17 protein-coding genes and 2 riboswitches are annotated in these 15,122 nt (G+C 69.2%); of the genes, 5 read left to right on the top strand and 12 right to left on the bottom strand.

Translation table 11 applies throughout. The features are described 5' to 3' along the window. Nucleotides 1-14 precede the first annotated feature (14 nt). Nucleotides 15-284, bottom strand: coding sequence for a DUF4190 domain-containing protein (locus ACZ7L7_RS19805; protein ID WP_453607703.1), 270 nt, complete (start codon nucleotides 282-284; stop codon nucleotides 15-17). Between the two features lie 64 nt (nucleotides 285-348). Then, nucleotides 349-501 carry a hypothetical protein gene (locus ACZ7L7_RS19800; protein ID WP_285513572.1) on the bottom strand — a complete coding sequence of 51 codons (153 nt, stop codon included), beginning with the start codon at nucleotides 499-501 and terminating at the stop codon, nucleotides 349-351. Between the two features lie 134 nt (nucleotides 502-635). Between ACZ7L7_RS19800 and ACZ7L7_RS19795 the strand changes: the two genes are divergently transcribed. Next, nucleotides 636-1,265 (top strand): TetR family transcriptional regulator, encoded by a 630-nt coding sequence (locus tag ACZ7L7_RS19795; RefSeq protein ID WP_285513571.1) that lies wholly within the window; start codon nucleotides 636-638, stop codon nucleotides 1,263-1,265. Between the two features lie 238 nt (nucleotides 1,266-1,503). On the opposite strand, the gene ACZ7L7_RS19790 is transcribed toward ACZ7L7_RS19795, so the two are convergent. The 9 genes from ACZ7L7_RS19790 to ACZ7L7_RS19750 all read right to left on the bottom strand — a co-directional run bounded on the left by ACZ7L7_RS19790 (nucleotide 1,504) and on the right by ACZ7L7_RS19750 (nucleotide 11,500). Continuing rightward, entirely contained in the window at nucleotides 1,504-2,355 is an 852-nt protein-coding gene (locus ACZ7L7_RS19790) for a thioesterase family protein (RefSeq protein WP_472076684.1), read from the bottom strand. An 85-nt stretch (nucleotides 2,356-2,440) separates the two neighbouring features. After that, a complete protein-coding gene (locus ACZ7L7_RS19785) occupies nucleotides 2,441-3,100 on the bottom strand; it encodes a trimeric intracellular cation channel family protein (protein WP_285513569.1) in 660 nt (219 codons plus the stop codon). A gap of 78 nt (nucleotides 3,101-3,178) precedes the next feature. Continuing rightward, the gene (locus tag ACZ7L7_RS19780; protein WP_471427574.1) at nucleotides 3,179-4,441 is read right to left on the bottom strand and encodes an ABC transporter ATP-binding protein; all 1,263 of its coding nucleotides are present in this window, start codon (nucleotides 4,439-4,441) and stop codon (nucleotides 3,179-3,181) included. Next, a complete protein-coding gene (locus tag ACZ7L7_RS19775) occupies nucleotides 4,438-5,535 on the bottom strand; it encodes an ABC transporter ATP-binding protein (RefSeq protein WP_471427576.1) in 1,098 nt (365 codons plus the stop codon). The genes ACZ7L7_RS19780 and ACZ7L7_RS19775 overlap by 4 nt, the downstream gene beginning before the upstream one ends. Further along, the gene (locus ACZ7L7_RS19770) at nucleotides 5,532-6,539 is read right to left on the bottom strand and encodes an ABC transporter permease (protein ID WP_093723334.1); all 1,008 of its coding nucleotides are present in this window, start codon (nucleotides 6,537-6,539) and stop codon (nucleotides 5,532-5,534) included. The genes ACZ7L7_RS19775 and ACZ7L7_RS19770 overlap by 4 nt, the downstream gene beginning before the upstream one ends. Nucleotides 6,540-6,608: 69 nt before the next feature. Next, complete coding sequence (locus tag ACZ7L7_RS19765) at nucleotides 6,609-8,366, bottom strand: ABC transporter substrate-binding protein (protein WP_472076682.1); 1,758 nt, start codon at nucleotides 8,364-8,366, stop codon at nucleotides 6,609-6,611. Between the two features lie 58 nt (nucleotides 8,367-8,424). After that, nucleotides 8,425-9,420: an ABC transporter permease gene (locus ACZ7L7_RS19760; protein ID WP_093723336.1), complete on the bottom strand. Its 996-nt coding sequence runs from the start codon at nucleotides 9,418-9,420 to the stop codon at nucleotides 8,425-8,427. Between the two features lie 354 nt (nucleotides 9,421-9,774). Beyond that, a complete protein-coding gene (locus ACZ7L7_RS19755) occupies nucleotides 9,775-10,563 on the bottom strand; it encodes an enhanced serine sensitivity protein SseB C-terminal domain-containing protein (RefSeq protein ID WP_093723337.1) in 789 nt (262 codons plus the stop codon). A 145-nt stretch (nucleotides 10,564-10,708) separates the two neighbouring features. Continuing rightward, a complete protein-coding gene (locus tag ACZ7L7_RS19750; RefSeq protein WP_285513563.1) occupies nucleotides 10,709-11,500 on the bottom strand; it encodes an enhanced serine sensitivity protein SseB in 792 nt (263 codons plus the stop codon). Nucleotides 11,501-11,532: 32 nt separating this feature from the next. Here ACZ7L7_RS19750 and ACZ7L7_RS19745 point away from each other — a divergent pair, with 32 nt between their 5' ends. Further along, entirely contained in the window at nucleotides 11,533-11,766 is a 234-nt protein-coding gene (locus tag ACZ7L7_RS19745; RefSeq protein WP_285513562.1) for a hypothetical protein, read from the top strand. Here ACZ7L7_RS19745 and ACZ7L7_RS19740 read toward each other — a convergent pair. Continuing rightward, nucleotides 11,756-12,415 (bottom strand): AAA family ATPase, encoded by a 660-nt coding sequence (locus ACZ7L7_RS19740; protein WP_472076679.1) that lies wholly within the window; start codon nucleotides 12,413-12,415, stop codon nucleotides 11,756-11,758. The genes ACZ7L7_RS19745 and ACZ7L7_RS19740 overlap by 11 nt on opposite strands. A gap of 178 nt (nucleotides 12,416-12,593) precedes the next feature. Beyond that, nucleotides 12,594-12,689: riboswitch (glycine riboswitch) on the top strand. After that, a riboswitch (glycine riboswitch) is annotated at nucleotides 12,690-12,798 on the top strand. A 37-nt stretch (nucleotides 12,799-12,835) separates the two neighbouring features. On the opposite strand from ACZ7L7_RS19740, the gene gcvT reads away from it, so the two are divergent. The 3 genes from gcvT to ACZ7L7_RS19725 form a co-directional block, all read left to right on the top strand. Continuing rightward, nucleotides 12,836-13,954 carry a glycine cleavage system aminomethyltransferase GcvT gene (gene gcvT, locus ACZ7L7_RS19735; RefSeq protein ID WP_285513560.1) on the top strand — a complete coding sequence of 373 codons (1,119 nt, stop codon included), beginning with the start codon at nucleotides 12,836-12,838 and terminating at the stop codon, nucleotides 13,952-13,954. Between the two features lie 142 nt (nucleotides 13,955-14,096). Continuing rightward, nucleotides 14,097-14,474, top strand: coding sequence for a glycine cleavage system protein GcvH (gene gcvH / locus ACZ7L7_RS19730; protein ID WP_093723341.1), 378 nt, complete (start codon nucleotides 14,097-14,099; stop codon nucleotides 14,472-14,474). A 14-nt stretch (nucleotides 14,475-14,488) separates the two neighbouring features. Next, a partial coding sequence (locus ACZ7L7_RS19725) for an aminotransferase class I/II-fold pyridoxal phosphate-dependent enzyme (RefSeq protein WP_472076677.1) occupies nucleotides 14,489-15,122 on the top strand: 634 nt, incomplete at its 3' end.

Raw genomic sequence — 15,122 nt, 5'->3', positions numbered from 1 at the left:
CGTCCGGAACCGGCTCAGAAGCTCCAGGACACCGTGTTGTCCAGCTGCATGAACGTCAGCAGGACCACCAGGTCGGCGACGCCCAGGGCCAGGCCCAGGTAGGCGCGGCCGCGCCGGGCGGTGCCCCGCCACAGGGCCACGGCGGCCAGCACGACGGCGATGGGACCGAGGACGACGTTGAGGACGAGCAGGCCGACCAGGCCGAGGATGAAGGACGCGACGGCCATGCCGTCGGCGTCCCGGGTGAGCGGGCGGTGGCCGGTGGTCGGGGCGGTGAGGTGCAGCATGCGGTCGACTCCTAGTGCGGTCGATGGTCTGTGATCGGGACCGCGGCCTTGTGGACCGCGGTCAGTTGCGGCGGGCGTGGCGCTCGCGGACGGCGAAGACGCTCAGCCAGGCGGCGATGATCACGGCGGTCACGACGGTGAAGCCGAGCGGCGCGTGGGCCACGGTGCCCAGGACGACGCCCAGCAGCAGGAGCGCGGCGACGAGGAACAGCATGGGATGGGATCCCCCTCCGAGATGCGTCTCGCGACGTTTCGGTGAACGGTTGCAGTAACAGTTGTTCACTGACTGCCGAGTCTAGCGTGCCCGACGGCTTTTCAATTCCGGAGAACAGTTGTTAACTGCATGGCATGAGTCACACCCTCGGCATCCGGCAGGCACAGAAGCAGAAGACCCGACAGGCGCTCCTGGACGCCGCGTTGGGGCTGCTGGAGGGGCAGAGCCTGAGCAGTCTGGGCCTGCGCGAGGTCACCCGCGCCGTCGGCGTCGCCCCCACCGCGTTCTACCGGCACTTCCGCTCCACCGCCGACCTCGGCGTCGCCCTCGTCGAGGAGGCGCTCGGCAGCCTGCACGCGATGATCCGCGTCACCGTCTCCGCCGACGGCACCCCCGACGAACGCATAGCCCGCGCCGTCGAGTTGATCGCCGACCATGTCGCCGCCCACCCCGCCCATGTCCGCTTCATCGCGCGCGAACGGCACGGCGGCGTGCGGCCCGTGCGCGAGGCCATCCAGGACCAACTCGCCCGCTTCGGCGAGGAGGTCAAGCGCGAACTCGCCAAGGACCCGCTGGCACAGGGATGGAGCGACGACGACCTGCTGATGCTGGCCAACCTCTACGTCGACCAGATGCTCATCACCGCGTCCCTGTTCCTGGACACCATGGAGAAGGACGCGCAGGACCAGCGGGACGAGGTCGTCCGCATCGCCACCCGACGCCTGCGGCTCATCAGCATCGGCCGACAGCACTGGTTGGACTGACGGGCGATCAGCCGCACACCCTCACGACGGGCGCGGCCGTTCACGATGGACGCCTGCCGTTCCCGGCGAACGCGCCGACTGACGCGCCGGAACAGCCCGGCCCGCCGACCCCGGACCGTGACACGAAAGGCGCCGGGGGGAACTCCCGCCCCGGCGCCACAACTCATGGAAAAGACCGGCGAGTTCGACACCCGCCCGATGCCGGGCACCTCAAGGCACCCGGCGGGTTCGGCGGACGTCAGCCGAGCCGCACCCGCGCCAGTTGGCGGGACTGGGCCACCAGCCGGTCCGCGCTGTCCCAGACCTCCGCGTCCTCCTCCAGGAAGCCGCCGGCGAGGTTGCGGGTGGTGATCGACACCCGCAGCGGGCCCGGGGCGGGACGGCTGCGGACGTGGACCGTCAGTTCCACCGTGGGGACCCAGCCCTTGATGCCGAGCTCGAAGGCGGTCGGGGGCAGCGCGTCCACCGCCAGCAGCAGGGAGAACGGGTCCGGGTCCCGGCCGTCGGCCAGGCCGAACCAGGCCCGCATCTCGCCCTTGCCGGAGGGCGCGCCCAGGGCCCAGCCCAGGGTCGCCGGGTCCAGCTTGAGCATCAGCCGGTCGGTGATGGCGGAACTGCCGGGGACCGGGGCCGGGCCGTCCTCGGGGCCGAAGCACTGGTCCATCGGCGGGATCGCGGGCGGCCGCGCGGTCGTACGGACGTCGTCGGGCAGGGAGTCGAGGTCGCCGTAGGAGGCGAGGACGCGGATGCGCTCGACCTCCTGCCCCCGCTCGTCGTACTGGAAGAGCGACGCCTGGCCGGTCGACAGGGAGCGGCCGGTGCGGACCACGGAGGTGCGCACGACCGCCGGACCGGGCTGGGACGCGGTCAAGTAGTGCGCCGAGATGGTGAACGGGTCGGCGTGCGGCAGGGCGTCGGCGAGCGCGCGGCCCAGGACCGCCAGCAGATAACCGCCGTTGACGGCGCTGATGATGGTCCAGCCGGCGGAGAGGTCGATGTCGTAGACGCCGGGCTCGCGCCGGGTGAGCGCGGTGTCGCGGTCGAACTCGCTGTCTCCGACGGTGGCCTGCGTGAACGCTACTTCTGACATGGATGAACGGTACAACAGCTAACTACTAAGCGGTAGCTTTCCCCTACCTCTAACCTGAGCGCCCGCTTACCCGGGCACAGCGGACCTACTCCTCCTCCCGCACCGTCGAGCGCCGGTTCCAGGCCCGGGGCGCCCGCCAGTGGTAGCGCATCGCCAGCAGGCGCAGCACGAACGCCGTGATCACCGCGAATCCGCTGGTGACGGGGGTGAGGGCGTCGTAGCGGATGCAGATCGCGACCATGATGGCGCCGACCATCGCCGGGACCGCGTAGAGGTCGCGGTCCCAGCGCAGCAGCGAGGGCACCTCGTTGGCGAGCACGTCGCGCAGCACACCGCCGCCGACCGCGGTGGCCAGGCCCAGGGCGGCGGAGGCGGTGAGGTTCAGACCGTAGTCGTACGCCTTGGTCGTGCCGGTGACGGCGAACAGGCCGAGGCCGGCCGCGTCGAAGACGTTCACCCCTATCTGGATGCGCTCCACGTGCGGGTGCAGGAAGACCACCAGGAGCGCGGCGAGCATCGGGGTCAGGAAGTACCCGAGGTCGGTGAAGGCGGCGGGCGGTACGGCGCCGATCACCAGGTCGCGGAAGAGTCCGCCGCCCAGGGCGGTGACCTCGGCGAGGACGGCGATGCCGAAGACGTCGAAGTTCTTGCGGACGGCCAGCAGCGCGCCGGAGATGGCGAAGACGAAGATGCCGATCAGGTCGAGCGTATGCTGCACGGACGGGGTGAACAGTTGCTGGAGCACCCCTACATTCTCACCCAAGAACGAGCCCCCGCCTTTCATTGCAAGGCGAGGGCTCGTTCTTGACTTGGGGATTTAACCCTACTTGTCGGTGGACTCCGGCTCCTCGGAAGTCTCCTCAGAGGTCTTGGCGACCTTCTCGGAAGCCGCCTCCTTCGAGGTCGCCTCCTCCGTCGTCGCCTTGACCTCCGCGGCCACCGCCGCCGACGTCTCCGCCGACTCCGCCAGCACCTCGTCGGCGACCAGCTCGGCCGCCTCCTTCGCGGCCGTCAGCAGCACCGTGTCCTGCGGAGCCTGGTCCTCGAAGCTCTCCGGGTGGTGGCAGGCGACCTGCTGGCCCGGACGCAGCTCCAGCAGCGGCGGCTCGGTCGTCTTGCAGATCTCCGTCGCCTTCCAGCACCGCGTGTGGAAGCGGCAGCCGGGCGGCGGCGCGATCGGCGAGGGCACGTCACCGCGGAGCAGGATGCGCTCGCTCTTGGCACCCCGGCGCCGCGGGTCCGGCACCGGCACCGCGGACATCAGGGCCTTGGTGTACGGGTGCATGGGGGACTCGTACAGCGAGGTCCGGTCGGCCAGCTCGACGATCTTGCCGAGGTACATCACCGCGATCCGGTCCGAGACGTGCCGGACGACCGACAGGTCGTGCGCGATGATCACGTAGGTCAGGCCCAGCTCCTGCTGGAGGTCGTCCATCAGGTTCACGACCTGGGCCTGGATCGACACGTCGAGCGCGGAGACCGGCTCGTCGGCGACGACCAGCTTCGGCTTGAGCGCGAGCGCGCGGGCGATGCCGATGCGCTGACGCTGACCGCCGGAGAACTCGTGCGGGTAGCGGTTGTAGTGCTCGGGGCTCAGGCCGACGAGCTCCAGCAGTCGCTGGACCTCCTTCTTCACCCCGCCCTCGGGCTCGACGCCCTGGAGCCGGAACGGCGCCGAGACGATCGAGCCGATGGTGTGCCGGGGGTTCAGGGAGCCGTACGGGTCCTGGAAGATCATCTGGATGTCCCGCCGCAGCGGGCGCATCCCGGCCGTGTTCAGCCGCGTGATGTCCTTGCCCTCGAAGTGGATCGTGCCGCCCGTCGGGTCCTGGAGCCGGGTGATGACCCGGCCCATGGTCGACTTGCCGCAGCCCGACTCGCCGACCACGCCGAGCGTCTCGCCGCGGCGCACCTCGAAGTCGATGCCGTCCACGGCCTTGACCGCGCCGACCTGGCGCTGGAGCACGCCCTTGCGGATCGGGAAGTGCTTCTGCAGGCCCTGGACCTTCAGCAGCACGTCGTTCTCCGCCCCGGGGGCCGACGCCTGCGCCGGGACGGTCACGTCCGATTTCTTGGTTTCACTCACAGCTTCGGCGCAATCTCTTCGGTCCAGATCCGCGTACGGTCCTCGGGCGAGAGGTGGCAGGCGGAGAAGTGTCCGGTGCCGACCTGGGTCAGCTCGGGGCGCACGGTGCGGGTGACATCGCCCTTGGGGATGTCCGCGTACGGGCAGCGCGGGTGGAAGGCGCAGCCCGAGGGGACGTTGATGAGGCTCGGCGGCTGGCCCTTGACGGGGATGAGCCGCTCGGAGGTCTCCCGGTCGATACGCGGCATCGAGCCGAGCAGGCCCCAGGTGTAGGGGTGCTGCGGCTGCTCGAAGATGTCGGCCACCGGACCGCGCTCCACGCACCGGCCGCCGTACATCACCAGCACGTCGTCGGCGATCTCGGCGACCACGCCGAGGTCGTGGGTGATCATGACGACCGCGGAGCCGAACTCCTTCTGCAGGTCCCGGATCAGGTCCAGGATCTGCGCCTGGACGGTGACGTCCAGGGCGGTGGTCGGCTCGTCCGCGATGAGCAGCTCGGGGTTGTTCACCAGTGCCATCGCGATCATCGCGCGCTGGCGCATACCGCCGGAGAACTCGTGCGGGTAGTTGTCGACGCGCTTGGTGGGCTCGGGGATGCCGACCCGGTCGAGCATCTCGATCGCGCGGGTGCGGGCGACCTTCTTGCTGACGTCGTGGTGGACCCGGTACGCCTCCACGATCTGGTGGCCGATCGTGTAGTACGGGTGCATCGCGGACAGCGGGTCCTGGAAGATCATCGCCATCTCACGGCCGCGCAGCCGGCGGACCTCGTCCGGGGCGGCGGAGACCAGTTCCTTGCCGTCCAGCCAGATCTCGCCGGAGATCTGCACGTTCTTGCCGCGCGAGCCGAGCTTGTGCAGGCCCATGACGGCGAGCGAGGTGACGGACTTGCCGGAGCCGGACTCACCGACGATGGCGAGGGTCTTGCCCTTCTCCACCTTGAAGCTGACTCCGTCGACCGACTTGACCAGGCCGTCGTCGGTCGGGAAGTGCACCTTGAGGTCGCGGACTTCGAGGAACGCGGTGGGCACGTCGGAGGAGGCCTTCACGGGCTCCCCCACCGCGGCGCCGGTCTTGGACAGTTCGGTCACGAGAGCCTCACCCGCGGGTCGGCGGCGGCGTACAACAGGTCCACCAGGAAGTTTGCGAGGACGACGAAGAAGGCGGCGAGCAGGGTGACGCCGAGGATCGGCGGCAGGTCGTTGTCCTTGATGGACTGCACCGCGTACTCACCGATGCCGTGCAGGGAGAACGTGTACTCGGTGATCACCGCACCACCGAGCAGCAGGCCGAGGTCCATGCCGAACACGGTGATGATCGGGGTCAGCGCGGCCCGCAGACCGTGCTTGGCCACCACGTTCCGCTCGCGCAGGCCCTTGGCGCGGGCCGTGCGGATGAAGTCCTCGCTCATCGTCTCCAGCATGCCCGAGCGGGTGAGCCGGGCGTAGATGGCGGAGTAGAGCAGGGCGAGCGAACACCACGCCGGGAAGAGGGTGTTGGCCCACTGCGAGGGGTTCTCGGTGAACGGGACGTAGTCGCGGCCGAAGATCGGCCACTTGAAGGTGAAGAGGAACAGCGCGAGCTGACCGGTGAAGAACATGGGCAGCGAGACACCGGCGAGGGCGATGCCCATGAAGGTGCGGTCGGCGAGCGACCGCGGCTTGAGCGCGGAGATCACACCGGCAGTGATACCGCCCAGCAGCCACATCACGGCGGCGCCGGCGGCCAGGGACAGCGTGACCGGGATACGGCTGGTCAGCTGCGGCCAGACCTCGACGTGGGTCTTGAAGGAGTAGCCGAAGCAGGGGGCGTTGCACTGCGCGGTGGTCGGCCCGAGGTCATACGTGGCGCCGGAGACGATCCCCTTGATGAAGTCCCAGTACTGGACGTACACGGGCTGGTCGAGTCCGAGGTTCTGCTTGACCGCTTCGATGTCGGCCTTCGTGGGGCTCTTCCCGATGTACTGCTGGGCCAGCTGGTCGGCCGTCTGGCCGGCGAGCCGGGGCAGCAGGAAGAAGATCGCGAAGGTGACCGCGGTGACGACCAGCAGCAGGATCACTGCCGCGACCGTCCGGCGGAGGATATACGAGATCACGGGGATCGGCGCTGATGCCCGCGGGCCGCGAAGCCCGCGGGCATCAATGCCTTCACCTGCCTTCCGGGGCTACTTCTTGGTCGTGCCGATGTTGAGGTAGTCGTACTGACCGCTGAAGGCCGCGGTGGACACCAGGTTGGTGAAGCCGGCCGGGCGGTACAGCAGGACCTTGAAGTAGGTCAGCGGAACGAGGGCCGCCTCCTCCATCGTCTTGTTGTCGATCTCGGCGTAGAGGTTGTTGCGCTCGGCAGCGTCCTCGGTCGCGATCGCCTGCTCCAGCATCTTGTTGACGTCGGCGTTGTCGAGCTGCGACAGGTTGGTGTTGCCGGACTCGCCGATCGCGTCACCGTGCAGGATCTGCTGGTCGAAGCCGTAGCCGGAGGGCCAGTCGGCACCCCACTGCATCATGTGCAGACCGATGTTCTGCTTCTTGTTGAAGGCCGGAACACCAGCGGCGTCGGTGAAGTACTTACCCGACGGGAACTGCTTCAGGGTGGCGTCGATGCCCGCCGCCTTCAGCGAGTTGATGATGGCGGTCGCCGCGGCGATCTCCTGCGGGCGGTCGCTGCGCGCGGAGATGTTGGTCTTGATCTTCTCCGTGCCGCAGGCCTTCAGCTGCTCCTTGGCCTTGGCCGCGTCACCCTTGTTGTCCGGGGTGGCGTACAGGTCGGCCTTCTTGTAGCCCGGGACGTCCGGCGGAAGGACGGTGGTGGCGATGTCACCGCGGATCGGGCCGCCGAGGGCGGTCTGCACCGACTTCTTGTCGACCGCGTACTGCACGGCCTTGCGGCACTCGACCTTGTCGAACGGCGCCAGCTTGGTGTTGATCGCCATGTAGACCAGACGGCCACCGTAGGTGTTGTCCGTGTTGGCCTTCAGGTCGGGGTCGCTGACGATCTCGGCCTGCGTCGCGGCCTGGACGCCACCGCCGCCGAGGTCGATCGCCTTGCCCGCGCGGACGTCCTGGTCGATCGTCTCGGCGTTGACCTTGAGCTTGATGACGATCTTGTCCGGGTACTGCTTGCGCAGCGGGTCGGTCTTCGCGTCCCAGTTCTCGTTGCGGACGAGGACGGCCTGCTTGCCCTCCTCGTAGCTCTCGAACTTGTACGAGCCCGAGGAAACGATGCTCTTGACGTAGTCGACGCCCTTGTCCTTGGCCTTCGGCACGGGGGCCGTCTGCGGCTGGGCGACCAGGTAGTCGAACTCCTGGAAGGAGCGGTTGAGCTTGAAGACGATCGTCTGGTCGTCCGGCGTCTGGATGGACGCGATGCCCTTGTCGCTCTTGTCCTTGTAGGGACCCTTGTACTTGTCGCCGCCCTCAAGGAACTGCTGGAAGTAGTTCGGGCCGAGGGAGAGCACGTCACGCGCGAAGTTGGAGCGCTCGACGGCGTACTTCACGTCCTTGGACGTGATCGGCGTGCCGTCCTCGTACTTCAGACCCTCACGCAGCTTGTACGTCCAGGTCTTGCCGTTGTCGCTGGACTCACCCGGAGCCGCGGCGAGGTCCGGGACGAGCTCGTTGCCCTTGTCACCGGGGGCCGGCTTGTAGGTCATCAGCGGGCGGGCGTACAGCCGGCTGAGGTTGAACATGTAGCCGTAGTACGTGTTGCCCGGGTCGAAGGAGTCCGGAACGTCCGAGTACTCGTAAGTGACCGTGCCACCCTTGGCGGTGGAGGCGTTGACGACACCCTTGGTCGCCGCGTCGGCGCCGGCGGACTTGCTGTTGCCGTCGCCATTGCCCGAATTGTCATCGGCCTTGCTGCAGCCCGAAAGAACCAGGCTGACAGTGCCGATGGCCGCGATGGCGGCCAGCGCTGACCTTCGCATGATGGTCTGCTTCCCCTCCATAGTTGGAAACTTGATGGGCTCTCGATGGGGCCGCATATCAGCGGCTGCGCGGGTCGAGAGCGTCACGGAGTCCGTCGCCGAGCAGGTTGAACGCCAGGACGGTGACGAAGATGGCGAGGCCGGGCACGATCATGAACTGCGGGTCGACCTTGTAGAACTTGACCGCCTCGCTGAGCATGCCGCCCCACGACGCCTGCGGGGGCTGGATGCCGACGCCGAGGAAGCTCAGGCTGGCCTCGAAAAGAATGTTCGTCGGGATGAGCAGCGTCGAGTAGACGATGATCGGGCCGACCAGGTTCGGGAGCAGCTCCCGGAACAGGATGTACGGACCCTTGGCGCCCATACCGCGGGAGGCGTCGACGAATTCACGCTCCCTGAGCGCCAGGGTCTGGCCGCGGACGATGCGGCCCAGGTACGGCCAGTTGAAGAAGCCGATGATGAAGATCAGCACGCTGATGTGCAGCGGCAGGCCCTCCAGGCCGAAGGCACCGCCCTGGAGCGTCGCCGAGATGGCGATGGCGAAGAGCAGCAGCGGGAAGGCGAGGAAGGTGTCCATCAGCCGGCTGATGATCGCGTCGGTGCGGCCGCCGTAGTAGCCCGCGATCACGCCGAGGATGGTGCCGATCGTGTTGGACAGGATCGTCGCCCCGAACGCGACGACCAGGGACACCCAGGACCCCTCCAGGATGCGGGTGGCGATGTCGCGCCCGAAATTGGGGTCGATGCCCAGCGGGTGCTCGGCGCTCATGCCGCCCCAGTCGCCGTGCGGCAGCGAGGTGTTGGGGTCGAGCAGGTCCTGGTTGAAGGCGTTGGGGTCGAGACCGAACAGGGCCTGGATGGGCCGGGCGAGGATCGCGAGCAGGATCAGCAGGATGACGACGACGCCGCCGGCGACGGCGACCTTGTCCTTCTTGAACCGGGTCCAGGCGATCTGCCCCAGGGAACGGCCCTCGATCTGCCCCTTGTCGGCACCGCTGAGCACAGCCTCCGGCTGTGCTTCTGATGCCCCGGTGGTCTCGATCGGTGCGGTCACGGTGACCCGACCCCTCTCGCCGGTGGTGACCGGCCTACGCCTGCCGTGGATTACGGCTTTGTCGACTTGCACTCGATCACAGGATCGACCGATCCCATGTCTGACTGGGGAGTCTTCAGCTTCGTCGTGATCAGCCGCCAGATCTGACGGCGAAAGTATGCGCAACCGTGATGATGTGCTGGGGATTCCGTTATCCGAACAGGGGATAACGGACGTCGGACAGGCGGAATTTATGACATTTCGGACAATCAGTGATCTTCACCATCATCTACGCGCGAAGAAATGTGACGTTCACGTAAACGATTTGATGGTCCGTCAGAAGACCTCGGGAGGTCCGTCGGAAGGCCCGTCGGGTCAGTAGCCGCCCTGCGCGGGCGGGTACCCGTACCCGGCGGCGGGCGCCGGGGCCGCGTGCGCCTCGCGGTCGTAGAACGGCCGGGCGTTCGCCCGCATCCACATCGCGACCGGGTCGTACTCGTCCGACATCGCCACCGTCGACACCGGCAGCCCGTCCGGGACCGCGCCGATCGACTGCTGCATCATCGCACGCACCGAGTCCACCGCCGACGGACTGGTGTCGTAGACGTCCAGACCGATGGCGAGATACGGCGCCCCCAGCGCCGGCTGCACCCAGGCGCGGCGCAGGCTGCGCACGGCCGGGGTGCGATGGGCGTTCTGGGCGAGCAGGGCGTAGAAGTGCGGGATCTCGATGCCGGGCTCGGACAGGCTCAGCGGGCCCGCGGGCTGGCGGTCCAGGCCGGTGGCGATCCGGCGCAGATCCAGCCACGGGATGCCGACACCGCCGCCCGGAGCGTGCGGATTCAGCCAGAGGCCGTAGTGGTCGGGGTAGAGGGTGCGGGCCACGTCGAGCCCGTCGACCACCTCGTAACTGCGGTTCCAGCCACTGGCCGACAGTTCCTGGGCGGAGGTGACGCAGGGCGCGTAGCCGTAGCCGTCGACCTCCATGTTCCCGTACTGCGCGTCCGGGGAGCCGGACTGGCCGTGCCACAGCAGCATCCAGATCTGGCCGGAATTCGGGGTCGCGAGCGCGCGCAGGAGCGCCTCGTAGGCGTCGTAACGCCCGGGCGTGACCTGGCGCAGCATGTGCTCGACCTGCCCGGCCGCGATGCCGCTGGCGCTCACCTGTACCGCCCCTTCAACCTGTTCTCCGACCGAGCCGTGACCCTAGCTTAAGGCCGCCCACTGCAGTGGGACTTGCTCCGGGCGGGCGTCCGCGGCTCCGGTTGCGGCTGGTCGCGCAGGCCCCGCGCCCCTTCGAACGGCTCCGCTAACCCCGCGTGTAGAAGGGCCGTACGTGCTCGCGCATCCACAGCGTCACCGGGTCCTGCGCCGCCATGTCCAGCAGGATCAGGTTGACCTGCCACTTCGTGGGGACCCGGCCCAGGGCCCGGCCCAGGGCGTCCATCGGCGCGGTACGCAGATCGCCCTCCCAGTGCGAGAGCTCCACCCCCACGAACATCACCGGGTCCGCGGTCTCGATCGCGGCCAGGCAGCGGCGGGCCGTGGTCACCACGCCCGTCTCCGCGAACTCCGCCGAGGCCGCGGAGAGGAAGTCGACCGGGTCGTCCTTCCAGTCCGGCTCGAACAGCTTGACCCGGCCGCCGCTCGCGGGCCCGTCCAGCGGGGTGCGGCCCACCCGGCACAGCTCGGCCACCGCCGGGGGCGGCAGCGGTATGCCCACCACACCGTCCGGGTTGACCATGATCCCGACCTGCGGCGGCAGCCCCCGCGCGAACTCCACCGCCGGGGCGACGGCGAACGACATGTGCGTGCCGACGACCTGACGGAACTGCTCCTCGGAGCTGAAGACCGGGACGTAGCCCTGCCCCTCGATCTCCATCGTGGGCAGGTCCAGCGGACCGCTGTTCGGGCCGCCGCCGGACGGCAGCGGGACCCACAGGAAGCTGCGGCCGAGCACTTCGATGATCCGGCCGCCCGCGGTGGGCACGCCGAGGGAGGCGGAGAGCACCTCCTCCAGTTCGTTGCCGGGCCATCCGCCGTGCGAATGGGGGTGCGCCTGCGCCGGGAAGTCCGCGGGGAGATCCGCCGGGAAGTCCATACTCTTCTGACCGCCTGCCGTGAACCACTGGTATGGCTGAAAAGGCTAGCGCCTGCGCGCCCGCCCCGGCCCTGGCCGTGCACCCGATCCGGCCCGCCGCCGCCCGCCGGCTCGGCCCGTCCACCAGACCTGGCCCGCCCCGCACCCGCCGACCCTGCCCGCCCACCGGGCACGCGGCCCATCAGCCGATCCGCTCCGCGTCCGCCCGGCACCCGGCCCGCGAGCCCGACCCCCGCCCGAAGACCCGCCCCGCGCTCAGCCCGTGAACCCGATCCGTCGCAGCACCCCGGCCGCCGGCCGGTCGACCAGGACCGCCGAACCGGTGCCCCGCGGCAGCTCGCCCCGCTCCGCCGCGCGCAGCAGCCGCCCCACGGCAGCCCGGTGCCGCAGGAAGGCGTACCGCGACACACCCCGCCCGCGCTCGCGCTGGCCCTGGAGTGCCTGGTCCGGGGTGACGTCGAGGAGCAGCAGGTGCAGGGTGCCGCCCCGGCGCCGCGCGGCCCGCGCCAGCCAGCCGCGCACCCAGGACTGCGTACCGCAGTCGTGCACGACCAGGCCCTCGCCGGAGCGCAGGGCCCGCCACAGTCCGAAGTAGTGCGCGACCCGCACGAGCGGGCGGTAGACCGCGTACGGCAGGAAGCCCGGCATCCGCGCGTCCCAGCGGTCCCGGGTGTCCTGGGAGTCGATCCGCGGCCCCGTGACCGCCCGCTTCATCAGCGTGGACTTGCCGCTGCCCGGCAGGCCGGTGATCACCACGACGTCCTTCGGTCCGAAGAGCAGGGCGTGCGGGCTCAGGCCGGAGCGCTCACGCAGATCGCGCACGACCGGGGCCGGACACACCTCCGCGACGGGGGCTGCCGGCTGCCGGGGCACCGCGATGCCCGAGGTGGCCGCGTACGCCGTCGTCCTGTTCACCGTGATCGTCCTCCCCTGGGTCAGATGGAGACCATCTGCCCGTCGACCGTAAAGAGAAGGTAATTCCGCGTGCCTGGAGTTTCTGTACGCGTACCGCAACAGCCCGGTTACAGATGCTGCCCTGCCACGCCGGACCGATGCGTGCAATGATGTGCGCGCCAACTGCATACCGGCCGTTTGAATCCGCGCGGGAGAGTTCCCAGCCTTGTGCTGGGGCGCCGAAGGAGCAAGTCCCTCCCTTGAATCTCTCAGGCCCCGTTACCGCGCGGGCGAGGCACATCTGAAAAGCGGGCCGCCGTCGCCGGTGGTCCCACCCAAGGTGCAAGTCATGCCCACGCGCGGTCATGACGAACCTCTCAGGTTCCGATGACAGATGGGGAGGAACGCCCCCCCCGTCATGCCTTGGGAGACGACCGACCGATGAGCAGTACCGAACCGCGCCGTACCGCCCTCGATGCCCTGCATCGCTCGCTGGGCGCCACGATGACCGACTTCGCCGGCTGGGACATGCCGCTGCGCTACGGCTCCGAGCGCGACGAGCACAACGCCGTGCGCACCAAGGCCGGCCTCTTCGACCTCTCCCACATGGGTGAGATCACGGTGACCGGTCCGCAGGCGGCCGCGCTGCTGAACCACGCCCTCGTCGGCAACATCGCCTCCGTCGGTGTCGGCCGCGCCCGCTACACCATGATCTGCCGCGAGGACGGCGGCATCCTCGACGACCTGATCGTCTACCGGCTGGCCGAGTCCGAGTACATGGTCGTCGCCAACGCCTCCAACGCCCAGGTCGTGCTGGACGCCCTGGTGGAGCGCGCCGCCGGCTTCGACGCCGAGGTCCGCGACGACCGGGACGCCTACGCGCTGATCGCCGTCCAGGGCCCCGAGTCCCCCGGTATCCTCGCCTCGCTCACCGACGCCGACCTCGACGGCCTGAAGTACTACGCCGGGCTCCCCGGCACCGTCGCGGGCGTCCCGGCGCTGATCGCGCGCACCGGGTACACCGGCGAGGACGGCTTCGAGCTGTTCGTGAAGCCCTCCGACGCCGAGCCGCTGTGGCAGGCCCTGACCAAGGCGGGCGAGCCGGTGGGCCTGGTCCCGTGCGGCCTGTCCTGCCGGGACACCCTGCGCCTGGAGGCGGGCATGCCGCTGTACGGGCACGAGCTGACCACCGAGCTGACCCCCTTCGACGCCGGGCTCGGCCGGGTGGTGAAGTTCGAGAAGGAGGGCGACTTCGTCGGGCGCGAGGCGCTCACCGAGGCCGCCGCCCGCGCCGAGAGCAACCCGCCGCGCGTCCTGGTCGGCCTGGTCGCCGAGGGCCGCCGGGTCCCGCGCGCCGGGTACCAGGTCGTCGCCGACGGCAAGGTCATCGGCGAGGTCACCTCCGGCGCTCCCTCCCCCACCCTGGGCAAGCCGATCGCCATGGCCTACGTCGACGCCGCGCACGCGGCGCCCGGCACGCCCGGTGTCGGTGTGGACATCCGGGGCAGCCACGAGCCGTACGAGGTCGTGGCGCTGCCGTTCTACAAGCGCCAGAAGTAGTAGCCGCACGCATCGGATGCAGGAGCTGTGAGCGTCACCGGCACCGGCCGTGGGTGATGCTGAACACATCACCGCTGCTCACGCACGCCTCCAGCGGTCCCTCATTCATCAGCACACCCCCGCGTACAGGAGAATTCAGGCCATGAGCAACCCCCAGCAGCTGCGTTACAGCAAGGAGCACGAGTGGCTGTCGGCCGCCGAGGACGGCGTCGCGACGGTCGGCATCACGGAGTTCGCGGCCAACGCGCTCGGTGACGTCGTCTACGCCCAGCTCCCCGAGGTCGGCTCCACGGTGACCGCGGGCGAGTCCTGCGGCGAGCTGGAGTCCACCAAGTCGGTCTCCGACCTGTACTCCCCGGTCAACGGTGAGGTCACGGAGATCAACGAGGACGTCGTCAACGACCCGTCGCTGGTGAACTCCGCCCCCTTCGAGGGCGGCTGGCTGTTCAAGGTACGCGTCACGGAGGAGCCGAGCGACCTGCTCTCCGCCGACGAGTACACCGCCTTTTCCGCCGGCTGAGGAGTCGTAGACGCATGTCCGTCCTGAACACGTCCCTGCACGAGCTCGACCCGGAGGTTGCCGCCGCGGTCGATGCCGAGCTGCGCCGTCAGCAGTCGACCCTGGAGATGATCGCCTCCGAGAACTTCGCGCCGGTCGCGGTGATGGAGGCGCAGGGCACGGTGCTGACGAACAAGTACGCCGAGGGCTACCCCGGCCGCCGTTACTACGGCGGCTGCGAGCACGTCGATGTCACCGAGCAGATCGCCATCGACCGGGTCAAGGAGCTGTTCGGCGCCGCGTACGCCAACGTCCAGCCGCACTCGGGTGCCTCCGCCAACCAGGCCGCGCTGTTCGCGCTGGCCAAGCCCGGCGACACCATCCTCGGTCTGGACCTGGCGCACGGCGGTCACCTGACCCACGGGATGCGGCTGAACTTCTCCGGCAGGCAGTTCAACGTGGTCGCCTACCACGTCGACGACGCCGGCCTGGTCGACATGGCCGAGGTGGAGCGCCTGGCCAAGGAGCACCGCCCGAAGGTGATCATCGCCGGCTGGTCGGCCTACCCGCGGCAGCTGGACTTCGCGGAGTTCCGGCGCATCGCCGACGAGGTCGATGCGTACCTGTGGGTGGACATGGCGCACTTCGCCGGTCTGGTCGCGGCCGGCC

Source organism: Streptomyces sp. NPDC110618, assembly GCF_055657065.1.
This window is presented reverse-complemented; position numbering and strand designations above follow the sequence as displayed.

Bases quoted from the DNA above. Each gene is read 5' to 3' on its own strand.
- ACZ7L7_RS19800 (WP_285513572.1), bottom strand. From the start codon at position 501: ATGCTGTTCCTCGTCGCCGCGCTCCTGCTGCTGGGCGTCGTCCTGGGC.
- ACZ7L7_RS19795 (WP_285513571.1), top strand. From the start codon at position 636: ATGAGTCACACCCTCGGCATCCGGCAGGCACAGAAGCAGAAGACCCGA.
- ACZ7L7_RS19790 (WP_472076684.1), bottom strand. From the start codon at position 2,355: ATGTCAGAAGTAGCGTTCACGCAGGCCACCGTCGGAGACAGCGAGTTC.
- ACZ7L7_RS19765 (WP_472076682.1), bottom strand. From the start codon at position 8,366: ATGCGAAGGTCAGCGCTGGCCGCCATCGCGGCCATCGGCACTGTCAGC.
- ACZ7L7_RS19750 (WP_285513563.1), bottom strand. From the start codon at position 11,500: ATGGACTTCCCGGCGGATCTCCCCGCGGACTTCCCGGCGCAGGCGCAC.
- ACZ7L7_RS19745 (WP_285513562.1), top strand. From the start codon at position 11,533: ATGGCTGAAAAGGCTAGCGCCTGCGCGCCCGCCCCGGCCCTGGCCGTG.
- gcvT (WP_285513560.1), top strand. From the start codon at position 12,836: ATGAGCAGTACCGAACCGCGCCGTACCGCCCTCGATGCCCTGCATCGC.
- gcvH (WP_093723341.1), top strand. From the start codon at position 14,097: ATGAGCAACCCCCAGCAGCTGCGTTACAGCAAGGAGCACGAGTGGCTG.